This window comes from Pseudomonas shiyinii, from assembly GCF_056725765.1.
Genome location: NZ_CM161522.1, coordinates 1664019 through 1684642, shown reverse-complemented (window position 1 = coordinate 1684642; position 20624 = coordinate 1664019). Strand labels below are relative to the sequence as shown.

17 protein-coding genes are annotated in these 20624 nt (G+C 64.5%); 12 read left to right on the top strand and 5 right to left on the bottom strand.

Annotated features, from left to right (window positions below):
- Positions 1-3: 3 nt before the first annotated feature.
- Positions 4-627, bottom strand: a complete 624-nt coding sequence (gene lolA / locus ACXHGZ_RS07725; protein ID WP_084855703.1) for an outer membrane lipoprotein periplasmic chaperone LolA — start codon at positions 625-627, stop codon at positions 4-6.
- A 62-nt stretch (positions 628-689) separates the two neighbouring features.
- Positions 690-3128: a DNA translocase FtsK gene (locus tag ACXHGZ_RS07720; RefSeq protein ID WP_368829138.1), complete on the bottom strand. Its 2439-nt coding sequence runs from the start codon at positions 3126-3128 to the stop codon at positions 690-692.
- A 477-nt stretch (positions 3129-3605) separates the two neighbouring features.
- Here ACXHGZ_RS07720 and aat point away from each other — a divergent pair, with 477 nt between their 5' ends.
- The 3 genes from aat to infA all read left to right on the top strand — a co-directional run bounded on the left by aat (position 3606) and on the right by infA (position 5370).
- Positions 3606-4286 carry a leucyl/phenylalanyl-tRNA--protein transferase gene (gene aat, locus ACXHGZ_RS07715; RefSeq protein ID WP_084855705.1) on the top strand — a complete coding sequence of 227 codons (681 nt, stop codon included), beginning with the start codon at positions 3606-3608 and terminating at the stop codon, positions 4284-4286.
- A 55-nt stretch (positions 4287-4341) separates the two neighbouring features.
- Entirely contained in the window at positions 4342-5049 is a 708-nt protein-coding gene (locus ACXHGZ_RS07710) for an arginyltransferase (protein WP_084855706.1), read from the top strand.
- Between the two features lie 102 nt (positions 5050-5151).
- Positions 5152-5370, top strand: coding sequence for a translation initiation factor IF-1 (gene infA, locus ACXHGZ_RS07705; RefSeq protein WP_002553999.1), 219 nt, complete (start codon positions 5152-5154; stop codon positions 5368-5370).
- Between the two features lie 108 nt (positions 5371-5478).
- On the opposite strand, the gene clpA is transcribed toward infA, so the two are convergent.
- The gene (gene clpA / locus ACXHGZ_RS07700) at positions 5479-7749 is read right to left on the bottom strand and encodes an ATP-dependent Clp protease ATP-binding subunit ClpA (protein WP_084855707.1); all 2271 of its coding nucleotides are present in this window, start codon (positions 7747-7749) and stop codon (positions 5479-5481) included.
- Between the two features lie 30 nt (positions 7750-7779).
- A complete protein-coding gene (gene clpS / locus ACXHGZ_RS07695) occupies positions 7780-8142 on the bottom strand; it encodes an ATP-dependent Clp protease adapter ClpS (RefSeq protein ID WP_043212233.1) in 363 nt (120 codons plus the stop codon).
- Between the two features lie 229 nt (positions 8143-8371).
- On the opposite strand from clpS, the gene cspD reads away from it, so the two are divergent.
- Positions 8372-8629: a cold shock domain-containing protein CspD gene (gene cspD / locus ACXHGZ_RS07690; RefSeq protein WP_084855708.1), complete on the top strand. Its 258-nt coding sequence runs from the start codon at positions 8372-8374 to the stop codon at positions 8627-8629.
- Positions 8630-8699: 70 nt separating this feature from the next.
- Here cspD and icd read toward each other — a convergent pair whose 3' ends face one another.
- The gene (icd, locus tag ACXHGZ_RS07685) at positions 8700-9956 is read right to left on the bottom strand and encodes an NADP-dependent isocitrate dehydrogenase (RefSeq protein ID WP_084855709.1); all 1257 of its coding nucleotides are present in this window, start codon (positions 9954-9956) and stop codon (positions 8700-8702) included.
- 429 nt (positions 9957-10385) lie between these two features.
- On the opposite strand from icd, the gene ACXHGZ_RS07680 reads away from it, so the two are divergent.
- The 8 genes from ACXHGZ_RS07680 (at position 10386) to ACXHGZ_RS07645 (ending at position 20532) form a co-directional block, all read left to right on the top strand.
- Positions 10386-12611 (top strand): NADP-dependent isocitrate dehydrogenase, encoded by a 2226-nt coding sequence (locus ACXHGZ_RS07680; RefSeq protein WP_480463163.1) that lies wholly within the window; start codon positions 10386-10388, stop codon positions 12609-12611.
- Positions 12612-12800: 189 nt separating this feature from the next.
- The gene (locus ACXHGZ_RS07675; protein WP_480463162.1) at positions 12801-13241 is read left to right on the top strand and encodes an NUDIX hydrolase; all 441 of its coding nucleotides are present in this window, start codon (positions 12801-12803) and stop codon (positions 13239-13241) included.
- 58 nt (positions 13242-13299) lie between these two features.
- Positions 13300-14424, top strand: coding sequence for a tRNA 2-thiouridine(34) synthase MnmA (gene mnmA / locus ACXHGZ_RS07670; RefSeq protein ID WP_480463161.1), 1125 nt, complete (start codon positions 13300-13302; stop codon positions 14422-14424).
- A complete protein-coding gene (gene hflD, locus ACXHGZ_RS07665) occupies positions 14421-15047 on the top strand; it encodes a high frequency lysogenization protein HflD (RefSeq protein ID WP_324818307.1) in 627 nt (208 codons plus the stop codon). The genes mnmA and hflD overlap by 4 nt, the downstream gene beginning before the upstream one ends.
- Positions 15048-15281: 234 nt before the next feature.
- Positions 15282-16652: an adenylosuccinate lyase gene (purB, locus tag ACXHGZ_RS07660; protein ID WP_480463160.1), complete on the top strand. Its 1371-nt coding sequence runs from the start codon at positions 15282-15284 to the stop codon at positions 16650-16652.
- A gap of 81 nt (positions 16653-16733) precedes the next feature.
- On the top strand, positions 16734-17900 hold the full coding sequence (locus tag ACXHGZ_RS07655; RefSeq protein ID WP_480463158.1) for a ribosomal protein uL16 3-hydroxylase: 1167 nt from the start codon (positions 16734-16736) through the stop codon (positions 17898-17900).
- Positions 17893-18327, top strand: coding sequence for a GNAT family N-acetyltransferase (locus ACXHGZ_RS07650; protein WP_196164039.1), 435 nt, complete (start codon positions 17893-17895; stop codon positions 18325-18327). Before ACXHGZ_RS07655 ends, ACXHGZ_RS07650 begins: the two co-directional genes overlap by 8 nt.
- A 243-nt stretch (positions 18328-18570) precedes the next feature.
- Positions 18571-20532 carry a DNA topoisomerase III gene (locus tag ACXHGZ_RS07645; protein ID WP_480463156.1) on the top strand — a complete coding sequence of 654 codons (1962 nt, stop codon included), beginning with the start codon at positions 18571-18573 and terminating at the stop codon, positions 20530-20532.
- Positions 20533-20624: the final 92 nt, after the last annotated feature.

The window sequence follows — 20624 nt, the reverse complement described above, 5'->3', positions numbered from 1 at the left end:
TCGTTATTCCTGGATGACGTCAGCGCCTTCCGGAATCTTGAACTGGAACGTGCTCGCCGGGATCGGCTCGTTGGCCTTGACCCCGTTGAACAGGATATTGGTGCGCTGGCCCACGCTGTCGACCAGTTGCATGTCGTTGATCAGCCCACGGCGGAACGACACGCGCAACGAGTCGAACAAGGTGTCCTTGGTCTTGGGCTTCAAGGTGAAGTCCATGACTTCGCCCTGCTCCTTGGAGGTAATGTCGAAGCTCTGGCTGATCTTCGACACATCGCCGGACAGCAGCAGCGCCGGGGTCTGGTTCAGGCGCACATCGAGCTTCTTGACCGTGGCCTGTTCCAGGTCCGGGTCCCACAGGGTGACCTTCTGGCCATCGGACACCACCACCTGCTCCTGGGGCGCATCGGTGTGCCAGTAGAACAGGCCTGGGCGCTTGACCGACATCTGCCCGCTGGTCTCCTGCAGGCTGGTGCCGCTGGCGTCGAGGGTCAGCTGGGAGAAACGGGCGGAAATGGTCTGGGACTTTTCCAGCAACTGGGTCAGGCGCGCAACATCCTTCTCATCGGCATGGGCCGACACAGCGCCCAGGGCCAGGGCAGAAACCAACAGCATGCGAATCGCGCGCATGGGAATCCTCGTCGAACAGTGGGTAGGCCAGGCACCGCCATTGGCGCCCGGCAAGGTGATCATCAATCGCGTGGGCCACCCGGGGCAATCACTTCCCGCGAGCCGTTGCTGTTCATGGGGGTGACCACGCCGGCCATCTCCATCGCCTCGATCATGCGCGCAGCGCGGTTGTAGCCGATCTTGAGCTTGCGCTGCACGGCGGAAATCGATGCCCGGCGGCTTTCCAGCACGAACTGCACGGCTTCGTCGTACAGGGCGTCGGCCTCTGGGTCATCGCCGTCGCCACCACCGCCACCGCCGCCCTCGAAGCCGCTGCCGGCCTCCTCGACGCCATTGAGGATGTCGTCGTTGTAGTCCGGCGCGCCGCGCATCTTCCAGGCCTCTACCACGCGGTGGACCTCGTCGTCCGAGACGAACGCGCCATGCACGCGGATCGGCAGGCTGGTGCCCGGCGGCATGTAGAGCATGTCGCCATGGCCAAGCAGCTGCTCGGCACCGCCCTGGTCGATGATGGTCCGCGAGTCGATCTTGCTCGACACCTGGAACGCCATACGCGTCGGGATGTTGGCCTTGATCAGGCCGGTGATCACATCCACCGAGGGGCGCTGGGTGGCAAGGATCAGGTGGATACCGGCGGCACGGGCCTTCTGGGCGATACGGGCGATCAGCTCCTCGACCTTCTTGCCGACGATCATCATCATGTCGGCGAATTCATCGACGATCACCACAATGGTCGGCAGCGTCTTCAGCGCCGGCGGCTCGTCGTCCATGCTCTCGCGACGATACAGCGGGTCGTGGATGACCTCTCCGGCCTCCTGGGCGTCCTTGATCTTGCGGTTGAACCCGGCCAGGTTACGCACGCCCATCGCCGCCATCAGCTTGTAGCGCCGCTCCATCTCGGCCACGCTCCAGCGCAGGGCGTTGGCGGCGTCCTTCATGTCGGTGACCACCGGGCACAGCAGGTGCGGGATGCCTTCGTAGATCGACAGCTCGAGCATCTTCGGGTCGATCATGATCAGCCGCGCGTCTTCCGGGCTGGACTTGAACAGGATCGACAGGATCATCGCGTTCACGCCCACCGACTTACCGGAACCGGTGGTACCGGCCACCAACAGGTGCGGCATCTTGGCCAGGTCGGTGATCACCGGCTTGCCACCGATGTCGTGGCCCAGGGCCAGGGTGACCGGCGACTTCTGCTCGTCGTACTGCGGCGTGGAGAGCACCTCGGAGAAGCGCACCATCTGCCGGTTCTCGTTGGGGATCTCGATACCCACGGTGGTCTTGCCAGGGATGACCTCGACCACGCGTACGCTGGTCACCGCCAGGGAGCGCGCCAGGTCCTTGGCCAGGTTGGCGATGCGGCTGACCTTGACCCCGGCGGCCGGCTGGATCTCGTAGCGGGTGATCACCGGGCCCGGGTGGATCGAGTCCACCGAAACTTCGACACCAAACTCCTTGAGCTTGATTTCCAGCAGATTGCCCACGCCGGCCAGGGACTCCGGCGAGTACTCGATCTTCTTCTGCTCGGCAGGGTCGAGGATGGAGATAGACGGCAAGGTGCCTTCCACGGCGCTGTCGACGAACAGCGGCGCTTGTTTTTCCTTCATGACCCGTTTGCTCGGCTCCGGCGCCTTGACCGGGGCTGGCGGCATGATCACCGGCGCCGTCGGTTGCTCGCGCGGCACCACCGGCTCGCGCTGCACCACCGGGCGGGCGGACACTTCCTCACGCTCGTTGATACGCTCGCGCGGCTGCGGCTTGATTGGCTCGCGCTTCCCGGCGGTCATCGGCGCCACGTCGAAGGCGGGCTCATCCACCTCGCGCAGCTGCGCCACCAGGCGCTTGCGCTCGTTGCGGGCCTCCCACCAACGGTTGGCCGCCCCCTGCACCAGCTCGAACAAATCGAGGGTGATCTTGCCGGTGATGTCCATCACCTTGAACCACGACAGGTCGGTGAACACCGTCAGGCCGAACAGGAACAGGGCGATGAACATCAAGGTGCTGCCCTGCACGTTCAGCAGGTTGCGCGCCAGGTCGCCCAGGCTCTCGCCCAGGGCGCCGCCCGCGGAGAACGGCATGCTCGCTGGCGGATGGAAATGGATATGTGCCAGGGCCGCGCCCGACAGCACCAGGAACACCAGGCCGATGAGCCGCCAGGAGAACAGCCAGCCGCTCCATTCCCAGGGCTGGTGGCGCTCACGGAAGATCTGCCAGGTCTTGATCGCCAGCAGCAACGGGAAGATATAGGCGAAGTAACCCAGCACCATGAACAGGATATCGGCGAAATAGGCACCGGCCCGGCCGGCGGCGTTCTGCACCTGGTCGACATTGCTGGTGTGGCTGAAGCCCGGATCCGCCGTGTCGTAGGTCAGCAGTGCCATCCACAGGTACAGGCACAGGGCGCCGACAGCGATCAGCGCGCCTTCCTTGAGGCGGTAATGCAGCTGCTGGCGCCACAGGGGCACGGGCAAGGGGGTCGGGGTTGCGGTGGATTTCTTCAAAACGCGTCTATTCCTGCGCTTGCTGCGCGTCCAGTAGGGTGTCCGGTCAACGAACCACTACTTTTAACATTACTGCCCGCCAGTCGCCATGGCAGCACGCCACGGGCATGAACGGGGCGGATTCCCTATGGGTGCAATTTGAGCACGCATTTACTTTCGTGACAAAGGCTTATGCTGTGTTTTTGCACAGGTATGACAGCAAATGCGCCGGATGGTGCCGGCGGTCGCATGAAATGTCCCATGCGGCTTGCGCTGCTCCACAGGGATTTCGCAAGTCTTGAGAGCGGCCCAATCTTGGCGGGAGCTGGCGACAGCCCGCGATGGGCTGCAAAGCAGCCCCAAGCGGTCCATCGCAGGCTCCACCAGCCCCCACGAAACAAGCGGAGCCCGACTCGCCCAACGGCACAAGGCCAGAGATTGACCTCTTCGACCCTGCGCGCCATGCTGCCCTCTCCCCTCCCCCACCACCGAAAGACCATGCTTACCTGGCTGACCCGCGACTCCCTGACCTTCCCGCCCTTGGACAAGGCCCTGCACGACCCCAACGGCCTGCTCGCCGCGGGCGGCGACCTGAGCCCGGAGCGCCTGGTGCAGGCCTATCGCCATGGCTGTTTCCCCTGGTACCAGGACGGCCAACCGATCCTCTGGTGGTCACCCGACCCTCGCACCGTCCTGTTCCCGGACGAGCTGCACGTATCTCGCTCGCTGGCCAAGTTCATCCGCCAGGGCCACTACCAGGTCAGCTTCGACACTGACTTCGCCGCGGTCATCGCCGCCTGTGCCGCGCCGCGCGACTACGCCGACGGCACCTGGATCACCGACACCATGCAAACGGCCTACTGCGAGCTGCACCGGCGTGGCATCGCCCATTCGGTGGAGGTGCGCCAGGACGGCAAGCTGGTCGGCGGCCTGTATGGCCTGGCGATGGGCCGGCTGTTCTTCGGCGAATCGATGTTCAGCCGCGCCGACAACGCCTCCAAGGTAGGTTTCGTCGCCCTGGTCGACCACCTGAAGGCCGCCGGCTTCGTGCTGATCGACTGCCAGATGCCGACCAACCACCTGCACAGCCTCGGCGCCCGCACCATCAGCCGGGCCGCCTTCGCCGAGTACCTGGCGCGCTACCTCGACCAGCCCAACACGGCCACCTGGGCTCGCTAGGCGAGTTCTGCCAGCTGGCTTACACTTAAATCAAAGTCTTGCCGAGGGGTTGATCATGACAGAGCTGGCGCGGTTGAAGTTCTATGCCACTCAGCCCCACGCCTGCAGCTACCTGCCAGACGAGCAGGCGACTACGCTGTTCCTGGACCCCAGCCAACCGATGGATGTGCATGTCTATGCCGACCTGTCGGAGATGGGTTTCCGCCGCAGTGGCGACCACCTGTACCGCCCTCACTGCCAGCACTGCAATGCCTGCGTGCCTGCACGTATCCCGGCCGCGCGCTTCATTCCCAACCGCCAGCAACGGCGCATCCTCAAGCGCAACGCCGACCTGACCGTCACCGCTGCCCGCCCGGCCTTTCGCGAAGAATATTTCGACCTCTACCGGCGCTACATCGAGCAGCGCCACGCCGACGGCGACATGTATCCGCCGAGCCGTGACCAGTTCTCCACCTTCCTGGTGCGCGACCTGCCGTTCTGCTGGTTCTACGAATTCCGCCTCGAAGGCCGGCTGATGGCCGTGGCCGTGTGCGACCTGCTGCCCAACGGCCTGTCAGCGGTCTACACCTTCTACGAGCCAGAAGAAGAACGCCGCAGCTTGGGGCGCTACGCCATCCTCTGGCAGATCACCGAAGCCCTGCGCCAGGACCTGGAGGCGGTCTACCTGGGTTACTGGATCAAGAACTGCAAGAAAATGAACTACAAGACCCAGTACCGGCCTATCGAACTGCTGATCAACCAACGGTGGGTTACCCTCAATTGAAAGCATTGGCTTGAAACACAGTTTTCGGGCATAATCCACGCCACTTTTTTGCCCGGTGCGGTTGTGCGTCGGGCCATCACTGGATACCGAGGGCTTTACTGCATGTCGAAAGAAGACAGCTTCGAAATGGAAGGTACTGTCGTCGACACCCTGCCCAACACCATGTTCCGCGTGGAGTTGGAAAACGGGCACGTCGTAACCGCGCACATCTCTGGGAAGATGCGCAAGAACTACATTCGTATTCTCACTGGCGACAAGGTCCGCGTCGAACTGACGCCGTACGACCTGAGCAAGGGCCGCATCACCTACCGTGCGCGCTAAGCTCCAGCCATGAAAAAGCCCGGCCATGTGCCGGGCTTTTTTGTGCGTGTTTTTTTAGCAGCAGGGGCCGCGTTGCGCCGCGAAAGGGCTGCAAGGCAGCCCCGCTGGTCACGCAACCTCAGCCGTGGTCTCGAAGTCGAACACCAGCTCGCCATCGCGCAAGTCGACGTGCACCACCCCGCCATGCTCGGACAGCTCGCCGAACAGGATCTCCTCGGCCAACGGCCGCTTGATCTTGTCCTGGATGAGCCGCGCCATGGGCCGCGCCCCCATCTGCACATCGTAGCCGGAGGCAGCCAGCCAGCCGCGTGCGTCATCACTGACTTCCAGCAGCACACGCTTGTCCTCGAGCTGCGCCTGCAGCTCGATGAGGAACTTGTCGACGATGCTCTTGATGGTCTCGTGGCTCAGGCGGCCGAACTGGATGATGGTGTCCAGGCGGTTGCGGAACTCCGGCGTGAAGCTCTTGCGGATCACTTCCATGGCATCGGAAGTGTGGTCCTGCTGGGTGAAGCCGATCGAAGCCCGCGCGGCGGTTTCGGCGCCGGCGTTGGTGGTCATGATCAGGATCACGTTGCGGAAGTCCGCCTTGCGCCCGTTGTTGTCGGTCAGGGTCCCGTGATCCATCACCTGCAGCAGCAGGTTGAAGACTTCCGGGTGGGCCTTCTCGATCTCATCGAGCAGCAGCACGCAATGCGGCTGCTTGGTGATCGCCTCGGTCAACAGGCCGCCCTGGTCGAACCCGACATAGCCTGGAGGCGCACCGATCAGGCGCGACACGGTGTGCCGCTCCATGTACTCAGACATGTCGAAGCGCACCAGTTCGACACCCAGGGCCTTGGCCAGCTGGCGTGCCGCCTCGGTCTTGCCCACACCGGTGGGGCCGGCGAACAGGAACGAGCCGACCGGCTTGTCCGGCGCCTTGAGCCCGGCACGGGAGAGCTTGATCGCGGTCGCCAGCGAGTCGATGGCGGCGTCCTGGCCGAACACGGTGAGCTTGAGATCACGCTCCAGATTGCGCAGCAGCTCCTTGTCGGAGCTGGTGACATGCTTGGGCGGGATCCGCGCGATCTTGGCGACGATGTCTTCGACCTGCGACACGTCGATCCGCTTGACCCGGCTACCTTCCGGCTGCAGGCGCTGATAGGCGCCGGCCTCGTCGATCACGTCGATGGCCTTGTCCGGCATGTGCCGGTCATTGATGTAGCGCGCAGCCAGTTCGGCGGCGGCGCGCAGGGCCTCGTCGCTGTACTCGATGTTGTGGTGGGTCTCGAAGCGGCCCTTCAGGCCACGCAGGATGCCCACGGTGTCTTCCACCGACGGCTCGGTGACGTCGACCTTCTGGAAGCGTCGCGCCAGGGCCCGGTCCTTCTCGAAGATGCCGCGAAACTCCTGGAACGTGGTCGAGCCGATGCAACGGATGTCCCCGGAGGACAGCAGCGGCTTGAGCAGGTTGGAGGCATCCATCACCCCGCCCGATGCCGCACCGGCACCGATGATGGTGTGGATCTCGTCGATGAACAGGATCGCCTGCGGGCGCTTGCGCAGCTCGCCGAGCAGCGCCTTGAAGCGCTTCTCGAAGTCGCCGCGGTACTTGGTACCGGCCAGCAAGGCGCCGAGGTCGAGGGAGTAGACGACGCTCTGGGCCAGCAGGTCAGGCACCTGGCCGTCGACGATGCGCTTGGCCAGGCCTTCGGCGATGGCAGTCTTGCCCACGCCGGCCTCGCCGACCAGCAGCGGGTTGTTCTTGCGCCGGCGGGCAAGGATCTGGGCGACCCGCTCGACTTCCTGCTCGCGCCCCACCAGCGGGTCGATGCGGCCCAGACGGGCCAGTTCGTTCAGGTTGCTGGCATAGGCGTCCAGGGGGTTGCTCGAGGATGCGGCCTCGCCACCCTCCTCGTCCTGCATGTCTTGGTCGCTCTCGCTGTGCGAACCGTGGCCCGGCACCTTGGAGATGCCATGGGCGATGTAGTTGACCACGTCGATGCGCGCCACGCTCTGCTGCTTGAGCAGGAACACGGCCTGGCTTTCCTGTTCGCTGAAGATCGCTACCAGCACGTTGGCGCCGGTGACCTCGCGCTTGCCGGAGCTCTGCACATGGAACACGGCACGCTGCAGGACACGCTGGAAGCCCAGGGTCGGCTGGGTTTCGCGGTCCTCGTCATGAACGGGAATCAGCGGTGTGGTGGAATCGATGAACTCTTGCAGGTCGTGCTTGAGCTTGTCGAGATTGGCACCACAGGCGCGAAGAACGGTCGCGGCGGCCTCGTTGTCAAGGAGTGCAAGCAGCAGGTGCTCGACGGTCATGAACTCATGACGCTTCGAACGAGCCTCCTTGAAGGCCAGATTGAGGGTGACTTCGAGCTCGCGGTTTAACATAGCTTCACCTCATACCCAAGTGGTCGGCGATTAACCGTCCTTCTCGATTTCACAGAGTAGCGGATGCTGGCTTTCCCTGGCGTATTGGTTGACCTGCATGGCCTTTGTCTCGGCGATGTCACGGGTAAACAATCCGCACACTGCCCGCCCTTCGGTGTGGACGGTCAGCATGATCTTGGTCGCCAGCTCGCGGTTCAGATTGAAGAACGTCTCGAGCACTTCGACGACGAAATCCATTGGCGTGTAGTCATCGTTGAACAAAACCACCTTGTACATCGGTGGCGCCTGCAGGATCGGCTTGGCTTCCTGTACCGCCAGACCGGAGCCGTCGTCCTCGTTCGATTGCGGGCGATCCTGATTGAATGTTAGTCGAATCTGGCTGAGTGGTTGCATGGAAAGAATTTCATCATATCGACAGGTTAAGGTAGTGGGTTGACCGCGCAGGCCGCTTCCGGCGCGGGCGCCGTCTGACCTTGACTATCGGCAAAACGGTGTTACAACCAATAAGAACCCACCGTGGTCGATAAAGATCCGCGCAGTCAACCAGATTTTTTCGCATGGTTCGTATGCGGATGACCGGATGATACTCCAGTGATGGAGTCCTTTGCAGAGGGACATGAGGATGGCGAGCGGTAAAGTCAAGTGGTTCAACAATGCCAAGGGCTATGGTTTCGTCAACGAGGAGGGTAAAAGCGAAGACCTGTTCGCCCACTATTCGCATATCCAGATGGACGGCTACAAGACGCTCAAGGCTGGCCAGGCCGTGACCTTCGACATCGTCCAGGGCCCGAAGGGGCTACACGCCGTGAACATCTCCAACGCCGGCGCCACCCAGGCCAAGGTCGAGGCCCAGCCGGCAGGCATCACCGTACAGGCCTGACCGGCCCCACCTTCTGCAGGCACATCGGCAGCCGGCCAGCCCCGCAAGGGCTGGCCGGTTTTCATTGGCCTCACATGTGCTTGATCATCTCGTCGCCGAAGCCCGAGCTGCTGACCAGCGTGGCCCCTTCCATCAGGCGCTCGAAGTCATAGGTGACGGTCTTGGCGGCGATCGCGCCGTTGGTCCCCTTGATGATCAGGTCGGCCGCCTCGGTCCAGCCCATGTGGCGCAGCATCATCTCGGCCGAGAGGATCACCGAGCCCGGGTTGACCTTGTCCTGCCCGGCATACTTGGGCGCAGTACCATGGGTGGCCTCGAACATGGCCACGGTGTCGGAGAGGTTGGCCCCCGGCGCTATGCCGATGCCGCCGACCTCGGCCGCCAGGGCATCGGAGAGGTAGTCACCGTTGAGGTTGAGGGTGGCGATCACGTCGTATTCAGCCGGGCGCAGCAGGATCTGCTGGAGCATGGCATCGGCGATGGCATCCTTGACGATCACTTCACGACCGCTCTTGGGGTTCTTGAACTTCATCCACGGGCCACCGTCGAGCAGCTCGGCGCCGAACTCATCCCGTGCCACCTCGTAGCCCCAGTCCTTGAAGGCCCCCTCGGTGAACTTCATGATGTTGCCCTTGTGCACCAAAGTCAGCGATTCGCGGTCGTTATCCACCACATATTGCAGGGCCTTGCGCACCAGGCGCTTGGTACCCTCGCGGGAAACCGGCTTGACGCCGATGCCGCAATCCTGGTCGAAACGGATCTTGGTGACGCCCATTTCCTCCTTGAGGAACTTGATCACCTTGTTCGCCTCCGCAGAGCCGGCCTTCCATTCGATGCCGGCATAGATGTCCTCGGAGTTCTCGCGGAAGATCACCATGTCGACGTCCCCCGGCTTCTTGACCGGGCTCGGCACGCCCTGGAACCACAGCACCGGGCGCAGGCAGACGTACAGGTCCAACTGCTGGCGCAGGGCCACGTTCAGCGAACGGATGCCCCCACCGACCGGCGTGGTCAGCGGGCCCTTGATCGACACCACATAGTCGCGCACCGCGTCGAGGGTTTCCTGGGGCAGCCAGGTGTCCTGGTCATACACCTGGGTAGCCTTCTCGCCGGCATACACCTCCATCCAGGCGATCTTGCGCTTGCCACCGTAGGCCTTCTGCACGGCGGCATCCACCACCTTGATCATCACCGGCGAAACATCGACACCGATACCGTCGCCCTCGATGTACGGGATGATGGGGTTGTCGGGAACGTTGAGCGAATGGTCTGCATTGACGGTGATCTTGGCACCGTCCGCCGGAACCTTGATTTTCTGGTATCCCATGCTGCACTACTCCGCGTTTTCCAGGTGTGATTGGACATCCTGCGATCCAATGAGCCTAAACCACATCCGCCGACCTGCAAGGCATGCGACAACCGACCACATTGCGGATACGTCTTTGGTCTTATAAATGGGCCGATATCACTTGGCCTTGCTGATTAGCCCGAATGGTTTGGTATACTGCGCCGCGACCGAAGGGTCATCGGGGCGATCCCTAGGCAAAATGCGGACCGCCCTTGGCCATGAATGGATACCAAGCCTGGCCACTAAGCCTGTGTTGTTACCGCAGCCCAGCACTTGACGCTCGACTGATGCATCCACCATCACCGCTCGCAGCCTCTCGACTTTCCGCTCATGGCGCTGCCAGGGCGATGCGCCTACCCTGCGCACCACGAGACTCGAGCACGCTCAGCACACAGAGAGTTAACCCGCATGCCCACCCGTTCCAAGATCATCTATACCTTCACCGACGAAGCCCCCGCCCTCGCCACCTACTCGCTGCTGCCGATCATCGAAGCCTTCACCGCTTCGGCTGACATCGCCGTCGAAACCCGCGACATCTCCCTGGCTGGCCGCATCCTCGCCGCCTTCCCGGAGCAACTGGGCGCAGAGAAGCAAGTAGGCGATCACCTGGCGGAACTGGGCCAGCTGGCTACCACCCCTGAAGCCAACATCATCAAGCTGCCGAACATCAGCGCCTCGGTACCGCAGCTCAAGGCCGCGATCAAGGAGCTGCAAGCCAAGGGCTTCAACATCCCGGACTACGCCGACGAGCCGGCCACCGCGCAAGAGAAGGAATCCCGCGCCCGCTACGACCGCATCAAAGGCAGCGCCGTGAACCCGGTACTGCGCGAAGGCAACTCCGACCGCCGCGCGCCGCTGTCGGTCAAGAACTATGCCCGCAAGCACCCGCACAAGATGGGCGCCTGGGCCGCCGACTCCAAGTCGCACGTTGCCCACATGACCCAGGGCGACTTCTACGGCAGCGAGAAAGCTGCATTGATCGAAGGCGATGACAGCCTGCGTATCGAGCTGGTCGCCAAGGACGGTTCCACCACCGTCCTCAAGGAAAAGACCGCCGTCAAGGCCGCTGAAGTCATCGACTGCGCCGTCATGAGCCGCAAGGCCCTGAAAGCCTTCATCGCCGAGCAGATCGCCGATGCCAAGGCCTCGGGCGTGCTGCTGTCGGTGCACCTCAAAGCCACCATGATGAAGGTCTCCGACCCGATCATGTTCGGCGTCATTGTCGAAGAATTCTACAACGACGTGCTGGCCAAGCACGCCGCCGAGCTCGCCCAGGTCGGCTTCAACGCCAACAACGGCATCGGCGACCTGTACGCCCGCATCAAGGACCTGCCAGCCGACAAGCAGGCCGAGATCGAAGCCGACATCCAGGCCCTGTACGCCGTTCGCCCGGCGCTGGCCATGGTCAACTCCGACAAGGGCATCACCAACCTGCACGTACCGAGCGACGTCATCGTCGACGCCTCGATGCCTGCGATGATCCGCGACTCGGGCAAGATGTGGAACACTGCCGGTGAACTGCAAGATGCCAAGGCTGTCATCCCTGACCGCTGCTACGCCGGCATCTACCAGGCCGTCATCGAAGACTGCAAGGCCAACGGTGCCTTCGACCCGACCACCATGGGCAGCGTGCCGAACGTCGGCCTGATGGCGCAGAAGGCCGAGGAATACGGCTCCCACGACAAGACCTTCCAGATCAAGGCCGACGGCGTCGTGCGCGTGGTCGACAGCAAGGGCCAGGTGCTGCTGGAGCAGAACGTCGAGGCCGGCGACATCTTCCGCATGTGCCAGACCAAGGACGCGCCGATCCAGGACTGGGTCAAGCTGGCCGTCAACCGTGCCCGCCTGAGCAACACCCCGGCGGTGTTCTGGCTGGACCCTGCCCGCGCCCACGACGGCGTCATGATCGAGAAGGTACAAAAGTACCTGAAGGACCACGACACCAGCGGCCTGGACATCCGTATCCTGGCGCCGGTCGATGCCATCAAGTTCTCCCTGGCCCGCATCCGCGAAGGCAAGGACACCATCTCGGTGACCGGCAACGTACTGCGTGACTACCTGACCGACCTGTTCCCGATCATGGAACTGGGCACCAGCGCCAAGATGCTGTCGATCGTCCCGCTGATGAACGGTGGTGGCCTGTTCGAGACCGGCGCCGGCGGTTCGGCACCCAAGCACGTGCAACAGCTGGTCGAAGAGAACTTCCTGCGTTGGGACTCGCTGGGTGAGTTCCTGGCCCTGGCCGCTTCCCTGGAGCACCTGGGCAACACCTACGACAACCCGCGCGCCAAGGTCCTGGCCAACACCCTGGACCAGGCCACCGGCAAGTTCCTCGACACCAACAAGTCGCCTTCGCGCAAGGTCGGCGGTATCGACAACCGCGGCAGCCACTTCTACCTGACCCTGTACTGGGCCGAGGCCCTGGCCGCCCAGAACGACGATGCAGCCCTGCAGGCACGCTTCGCGCCGCTGGCCAAGACCCTGGCCGAGAACGAAGCGACCATCGTCGCCGAGCTGGCCGCTGTCCAGGGCAAGCCAGCCGACATCGGTGGCTACTACGCCCCGGATGCCGAGCTGACCGCCAAGGTGATGCGCCCAAGCCAGACCCTCAACAGCGCCATCGCCGCCCTGTAAGGTTCACTTGAAGTAACACCACAAACCCCGGCCACGCACCGGGGTTTGTGCTTTCTGGGATTGAGGGCTGCACTGCAGTCCATCGCCGGCAAGCCGGCTCCCACAGGTAATGTGCAGCGCAGCTCCTGTGGGAGCCGGCTTGCCGGCGATGGGCCGCAAAGCGGCCCCAACGATCGAAGGATACCCCCCATGACCTGGCAACCCCACATCACCGTCGCCACCGTCGTCGAGCACGACGGCAAGTTCCTCTTCGTCGAGGAGTTCAAGGCCAACCAACACGTGTTCAACCAGCCCGCCGGCCACCTGGAGCCCAACGAGACCCTCCCCCAGGCTGCCCTGCGCGAAACCCTCGAGGAAACCGCCTGGGAGGTCGAACTCACCGGCGTGGTCGGCATCTACCTCTACACAGCCCCCAGCAACGGCGTGACCTACCAGCGCGTCTGCTTCGCCGCCCGCCCCGTGCGTCACCACCCCGACCGCGCGCTGGACAGCGACATCGTGCGCGCCGTCTGGCTGACCCGTGAAGAGCTGCTGGCCGACCCTGCGCGCTGGCGCAGCGAGTTGGTGTCACGCTGCCTGGACGACTACCTTGCCGGCCCGCTGCACAGCCTGGCGCTGCTACGCGACTGACGCGAAGCCCCCGGCCTGATAGAATCGGAATTTTTCCCCCAGATACACACCGGTAGCCATGACCAACCCAGCACTCAAAGACCCCGCCAAGACCCGCGTCATCGTCGGCATGTCCGGCGGCGTGGACTCTTCCGTCTCCGCCCTTCTGCTCATGGAGCAGGGCTACCAGGTGGAAGGTCTGTTCATGAAGAACTGGGAAGAAGACGACGGCACCGAATACTGCACCGCCCGCGAAGACCTGGCCGACGCCCAGGCCGTGTGCGACCGCATCGGCATCAAGCTGCACACCGCCAACTTCGCCGCCGAATACTGGGACAACGTGTTCGAGCACTTCCTCGAGGAGTACAAGGCAGGCCGCACGCCGAACCCGGACATCCTCTGCAACCGCGAGATCAAGTTCAAGGCGTTCCTCGACTACGCCCTGTCCCTGGGCGCCGACCTGATCGCCACCGGCCACTACGTGCGCCGGCGCGACACCGGCGAGCTCACCGAGCTGCTCAAGGGCCTGGACCCGAACAAGGACCAAAGCTACTTCCTGCACGCTGTCGGCGGCAAGGAGATCGCCCGCACCCTGTTCCCGGTGGGTGAGCTGGAAAAGCCCGAGGTGCGCGCCATCGCCGAGAAGCACGGCCTGGCCACGGCCAAGAAGAAGGATTCCACCGGCATCTGCTTCATCGGTGAGCGCCGCTTCAGCGACTTCCTCAAGCAGTACCTGCCTGCCCAGCCCGGCGACATCGAAACCACCGATGGAGAAGTGATCGGCCGCCACCACGGCCTGATGTACCACACCATCGGCCAGCGCCAGGGCCTGGGCATCGGCGGCCTGAAGGATGCCGGCGACGAGCCGTGGTACGTGCTGCACAAGGACCTCGCCCGCAACGTGCTGGTGGTCGGCCAGGGCAACGAACACCCTTGGTTGTTCTCCCGCGCCCTGCTGGCCTCGGAGATCTTCTGGGTCAACCCGGTCGACCTGGGCAGCCCGCGCCGGCTCACCGCCAAGGTGCGCTATCGCCAGGGCGACCAGGCGTGCACCCTGGAGCGCACCGAAGGCGGCTACCGCGCGGTGTTCGACGAACCGCAGCGCGCCGTCACGCCAGGCCAGTCGGTGGTGTTCTACGATGGCGAGGTGTGCCTGGGCGGCGGCGTGATCGAGGCTGCCGAGCCCTGGAGCCCACGCCAATGACCAATCTCCAGGAGCAACTGGTCGCCCTGGGCGGCGTGTTCCAGGCTGCGGTGCTGGTCGACCGCATCGCCCGAACCGGCCAGGCCAGCGAGGCCAATATCGGCTGCATGCTCGGCAGCCTGCTGGTCCGCGACCCCAAGGACACCCTGGAGGTGTTCGGCGGTGACGACCTGAACCTGCGTGACGGCTACCGTGCGCTGGTCGGCGCCCTGGAACGCGACCCCAGCAGCCTGCAGCGCGAGCCCCTGCGCTATGCACTGTCGATGCTGGGTCTGGAGCGTCAGCTGGCCAAGCGCGACGACATGCTCGACACCATCGGCAAGCGCCTGCCGCAGATCCAGGCCCAGGCCGACCACTTCGGCCTGGTTCACGATAATGTCATCGCTTCCAGTGGAGCCTTGTACCAGGACACCCTGAGCACCTTGCGCCAGCGGATCCAGGTGCACGGCGACATGCGCTTCCTGCAGCAGGCCGGCAACGCCTCGAAGATCCGCGCCCTGCTGCTGGCCGGCATCCGCGCCGCGCGCCTGTGGCGCCAGCTGGGTGGGCACCGCTGGCAGCTGGTGTTCAGCCGGCGCAAGTTGCTCAACCAGCTGTACGACATGATGCGCGCGCCCTCCTGAAGGACCGACGCAAGCCCTGTAGGAGCGGCCTTGCGCCGCGAAAGGGCCGCCAAGCGGCCCCGGCGATCCAAGACCCTGGGTCTGCTATGCGCCCCTTTCGCGGCGCAAGGCCGCTCCCACAGGGGCACTGCAACATGATTCACAGGCCCGACCTTTGGTCAGCCACCCAACTGAGGCGCAATTTTCATGTATGATATGCGCCCTTCCAAAAGCCTGACTGTCCGAGAACACCCCATGCAGCTCTCCTCGCTCACTGCGGTTTCCCCTGTAGACGGCCGCTACGCCGGCAAAACCCAGGCCCTGCGCCCCATCTTCAGCGAATTCGGCCTGATCCGTTTCCGCGCCCTGGTCGAGGTGCGCTGGCTCCAGCGCCTGGCCGCCCACCCGCAGATCGGCGAAGTGCCGGCGTTCTCCGCCGAAGCCAACGCCCTGCTGGACAGCCTGGCCACCGATTTCAAGCTCGAGCACGCCGAACGCGTCAAGGAAATCGAGCGCACCACCAACCACGACGTCAAGGCCATCGAATACCTGCTCAAGGAGCAGGCCGCGACCCTGCCGGAACTGGCCAAGGTCAGCGAGTTCATCCACTTCGCCTGCACCAGCGAGGACATCAACAACCTGTCCCACGCGCTGATGCTGCGCGCCGGCCGTGACGACGTGCTGCTGCCGCTGATGCGCCAGATCGCCGATGCCATCCGCGCCCTGGCCCACCAGTACGCCGACGTGCCGATGCTGTCGCGTACACACGGCCAGCCGGCTTCGCCGACCACCCTGGGCAAGGAGCTGGCCAACGTGGTCTACCGCCTGGAGCGCCAGATCGCCCAGGTCGCCGCCGTGCCGCTGCTGGGCAAGATCAACGGTGCCGTGGGCAACTACAACGCCCACCTGTCGGCCTACTCGCAGGTCGACTGGGAAGCCAACGCCCGCGCCTTCATCGAGGACGAGCTGGGCCTGGTGTTCAACCCCTACACCACCCAGATCGAGCCGCACGACTACATCGCCGAGCTGTTCGACGCCATCGCCCGCTTCAACACCATCCTGATCGACTTCGACCGCGACGTGTGGGGCTACATCTCCCTGGGCTACTTCAAGCAGAAGACGGTCGCCGGCGAAATCGGCTCCTCGACCATGCCGCACAAGGTCAACCCGATCGACTTCGAGAACTCCGAAGGCAACCTGGGTATCGCCAACGCACTGTTCCAGCACCTGGCCAGCAAGCTGCCGATCTCCCGCTGGCAGCGCGACCTGACCGACTCCACCGTGCTGCGCAACCTGGGCGTGGGCTTCGCCCACAGCGTCATCGCCTACGAAGCCAGCCTCAAGGGCATCGGCAAGCTGGAAATCAACACCCAGCGCATCGCCGCTGACCTGGACGCCTGCTGGGAAGTGCTCGCCGAGCCGATCCAGACCGTCATGCGCCGCTTCAACATCGAGAACCCCTACGAGAAGCTCAAGGAGCTGACCCGTGGCAAGGGCATCACCCCTGACGCGCTGCTGACCTTCATCGACGGCCTGGACATGCCGACCGAAGCCAAGGCCGAGCTCAAGCTGCTCACCCCGGCGACCTACATCGGTAACGCCGCAGCGCAGGCCAAGCGCATCTAAGCTGATCCTCGCGTTCAACGCCCGGCTTGGCCGGGCGTTTTTATTCCCGGATAAAAACTACGTTTTTTCAATAGGTTGAACATGAATCCTGATACTCCACTGCAGCTGCTCGGCGGCCTGACAGCCCGTGAATTCCTGCGTGACTACTGGCAGAAGAAACCCCTGCTGGTGCGCCAGGCCTTCCCGGACTTCGAAAGCCCCCTCGACCCCGACGAGCTGGCCGGCCTGGCCCTGGAAGAGGAAGTCGAGTCGCGCCTGGTGCTCGAGCACGGCGAGCGCCCCTGGGAGCTGCGCCGCGGCCCGTTCGCCGAGGACAGCTTCGCCGACCTGCCGGCGCGTGACTGGACCCTGCTGGTCCAGGCAGTGGACCAGTTCGTGCCGGAAGTGGCCGAACTGCTGGAACACTTCCGCTTCCTGCCCAGCTGGCGCATCGACGACGTGATGGTCAGCTTCGCCGCGCCCGGCGGCAGCGTCGGCCCGCACTTCGACAACTACGACGTGTTCCTGCTCCAGGGCCACGGCAAGCGCAACTGGAAGATCGGCCAGATGTGCGACAGCGACAGCCCACTGATCGAGCACGCCGACCTGCGCATCCTCGCCGACTTCGAGCAGAGCAACGAGTGGACCCTGGAGCCCGGCGACATGCTCTACCTGCCGCCTCGCCTGGCCCACTACGGCGTGGCCGAGGACGACTGCCTGACCTACTCGGTCGGCTTCCGTGCCCCAAGCGCCGCCGAGGTGCTGACCCACTTCACCGACTTCCTCAGCCAGTTCCTGCCCGAGGAAGAGCGCTACAGCGACGCCGACGCCCAGCCGGCCAGCGACCCGCACCAGATCCAGCACGATGCCCTGGACCGCCTCAAGGCCCTGCTGGCCGAGCACATGGGTGACGAGCGTCTGCTGCTGACCTGGTTCGGCCAGTTCATGACCGAGCCGCGCTACCCGGAGCTGGTGTCCGGCGAGGAGCTGAGCGAAGACGACCTAGTCGACAGCCTGGAACAGGGCGCCATCCTGATCCGCAACCCCAGCGCGCGCCTGGCCTGGTCGGAGGTCGACGACAACCTGCTGCTGTTCGCCAGCGGCCAGAGCCGCCTGCTCTCGGGCCACTTGCGCGAGCTGCTGAAGCTGGTGTGCGCCGCCGACGCCCTGCACATCGAAAACCTTGCACAGTGGCTGGAAGACGAAGAAGGCCTGACACTGCTCTGCCAACTGGTCAAACAAGGAAGCCTGGGGTTTGCCAATGAATAAGATCAGCGTTCGCCTCGCCGACTGGCACAAAGACAACGCCGATATCCGCCGCATCCGCGAAGCGGTGTTCGTTGCCGAGCAGCACATTCCGCCAGAGCTGGAGTTCGACGCGGAGGACCAGGACGCCCTGCACTTCCTGGCCTTGGAGGGCGACTACCCGATCGGCACCGCCCGCTTGCTGCCCGACGGTACCATCGGTCGCATCTCGGTGCTCAAGGACTGGCGCGGCCTGAAGGTCGGCGACACGCTGGTGCGCGCGGTGATCGTCGAGGCGCAGAACCGCGACCTCAAGCAACAGATGCTCAGCGCCCAGGTCCATGCCACGCCGTTCTACGAGCGCCTGGGCTTCCGGGTGGTCAGCGAGGAATTCCTCGAAGCTGGCATTCCCCATGTGGACATGGTGCGCGACTCCCGCGAGCTGGCCTGAGATTGCGCACCCAGCACCTGTTGTAGGAGCGGCCTTGCGCCGCGAAAGGGCTGCATCGCAGCCCGTCGCCTTGTGCGGCGACGCTGGAACCTGGGGCCGCCTTGCGGCCCTTTCGCGGCACAAGGCGGCTCCTACAGGTCTGCGCCCACCCGAAAACTGTATATCCATCCAGATAAAGCTTGCCTACACGCCCTGGCTTGCGCATTCTAGTGCTCGTCATTTTCCGATGAAGCACTCCCGGCCATGCGCCTGTTCCTCTGCGAAAAACCCTCCCAGGCAAAAGACATCGCCAAGGTCCTCGGCGCCAACCGCAAGGCCGACGGCTGCTGGCAAGGCGCCGACGTCTGCGTAACCTGGTGCATCGGCCACCTGCTCGAAACCGCCCCGCCCGACAGCTACGACGAACGCTACAAGCGCTGGAACCTGGCCGACCTGCCGATCATCCCGGAAAAATGGAAGATGCTGGTCAAGCCCAAGACCGCCAGCCAGTTCAAGGCAGTCAAGCGGCTGCTGGGCGAAGCCCGGGAACTGGTGATCGCCACCGATGCCGACCGCGAAGGCGAAATGATCGCCCGCGAGCTGGTGGAACATTGCCGCTACCGCGGGCCGATCCAGCGCCTGTGGCTTTCGGCCCTGGACGACGCCTCGATCCGCAAGGCCCTGGCGCGCCTGCTGCCAGGGCAGGAGACCTTCAGCCTGTACCACTCGGCCCTGGGTCGCTCCCGCGCCGACTGGCTGATCGGCATGAACATGAGCCGCCTGTTCACCCTGCTCGGCCGCCAGTCCGGCTACCAGGGCGTATTGCCGGTGGGCCGGGTGCAAACTCCGACCCTGCGGCTGGTGGTGGACCGCGACCGCAGCATCACCGACTTCGTGCCCGTGCCCTACTGGGCCATCGAGGTGCAGCTGGAAAGCGCCGGGAGCGTCTTCAATGCCCAGTGGCGCGCGCCTGAAGACGCCTGCGACGACCAGGGCCGCTGCCTGAACCAGGCTCTGGCCCAGCAGGCCGCAGCCGCCATCGGCGCTGCCGGCAGCGCTCAGGTGACCAAGGTCGCCACCGAGCGCGTACGCGAAGCCGCGCCCCTGCCCTTCGACCTGGGCACCCTGCAGGAGGTGTGCTCGAAAAAGCTCGGCCTCGGTGCCCAGGAAACCCTGGACATCGCCCAGGCCCTGTACGAAACCCACAAGCTGATCACCTACCCGCGCAGTGATTGCGGCTACCTGCCGTTCAGTCAGCATGCCGAGGCCCCCGCGATCCTGGCGGCACTGCAACGCGTCGACGCCAGCCTCGCGCCACTGCAGCCGCACTTGGAACCGCAACGCCGCTCCCGGGCCTGGAACGACGCCAAGGTCAGCGCCCACCACGGTATCATCCCCACCGCCGCCGCCAGCGACCCCTCGCGTCTGCCGCCCAAGTACAAGGCGGTGTACACCCTCATCCGCGCCCGCTACCTGGCGCAGTTCCTGCCCAACCATGAATACGACCGCACCCAGGCCGAGTTCGACTGCGTCGGCCACGCCTTGCGCGCGGTGGGCAAGCAGATCGTCGAGCCTGGCTGGCGCCGCGCCCTGCCCGAGGCGCTGACACCCGCGAAGGGCCGCGAAGCACCGCCCGCGCAAGTGCTGCCGCCGTTGCATCACGGCCAGGCCTGCGCCGTGCAGGGCCTGCAGCTCAAGGACCTGTGGACTCAACCACCCAAGCCCTTCACCGAAGGCGATCTGATCAAGGCAATGAAGAACGTCGCCAAGCTGGTGGACGACCCACTGCTCAAGCAGAAGCTCAAGGAAACCACCGGCATCGGCACCGAGGCCACCCGCGCCAGCATCATCCAGGGCCTGCTCGACCGCGGCTACCTGGTCAAGAACGGCAAGGCCCTGTCCGCCACGCCGGCGGCGTTCAGCCTGATCGACGCCGTGCCCCGGGCCATCGCCGACCCGGGCACCACGGCCATCTGGGAACAGGCGCTGGACATGGTGCAGAGCGGTGAGATGAGCCTGGAGGAATTCGTCGCCCGGCAGTCGGCATGGATGGGCAAGCTGGTACAGCGCTGCAGCGGCATGCGCCTGACCATCAGCGGGCCGCCGGTGCCGGCTGGGGGGAAAGGGGCCCCCTGGAAGAAGAAGCGGCGCGGTTCCGGGAAAGGTACCGAGAGCAAAATCACCAGCCGCAAGCCAAGGCAGCCACGGCGCAAGGCCTCCAGTTAATGTATCGCCTTCCGGCCCCATCGCGGGACAAGCCCGCGCCCACAAGGATCGCACTGTCTCCAGCGTCTGTGGGAGCGGGCTTGCCCCGCGAT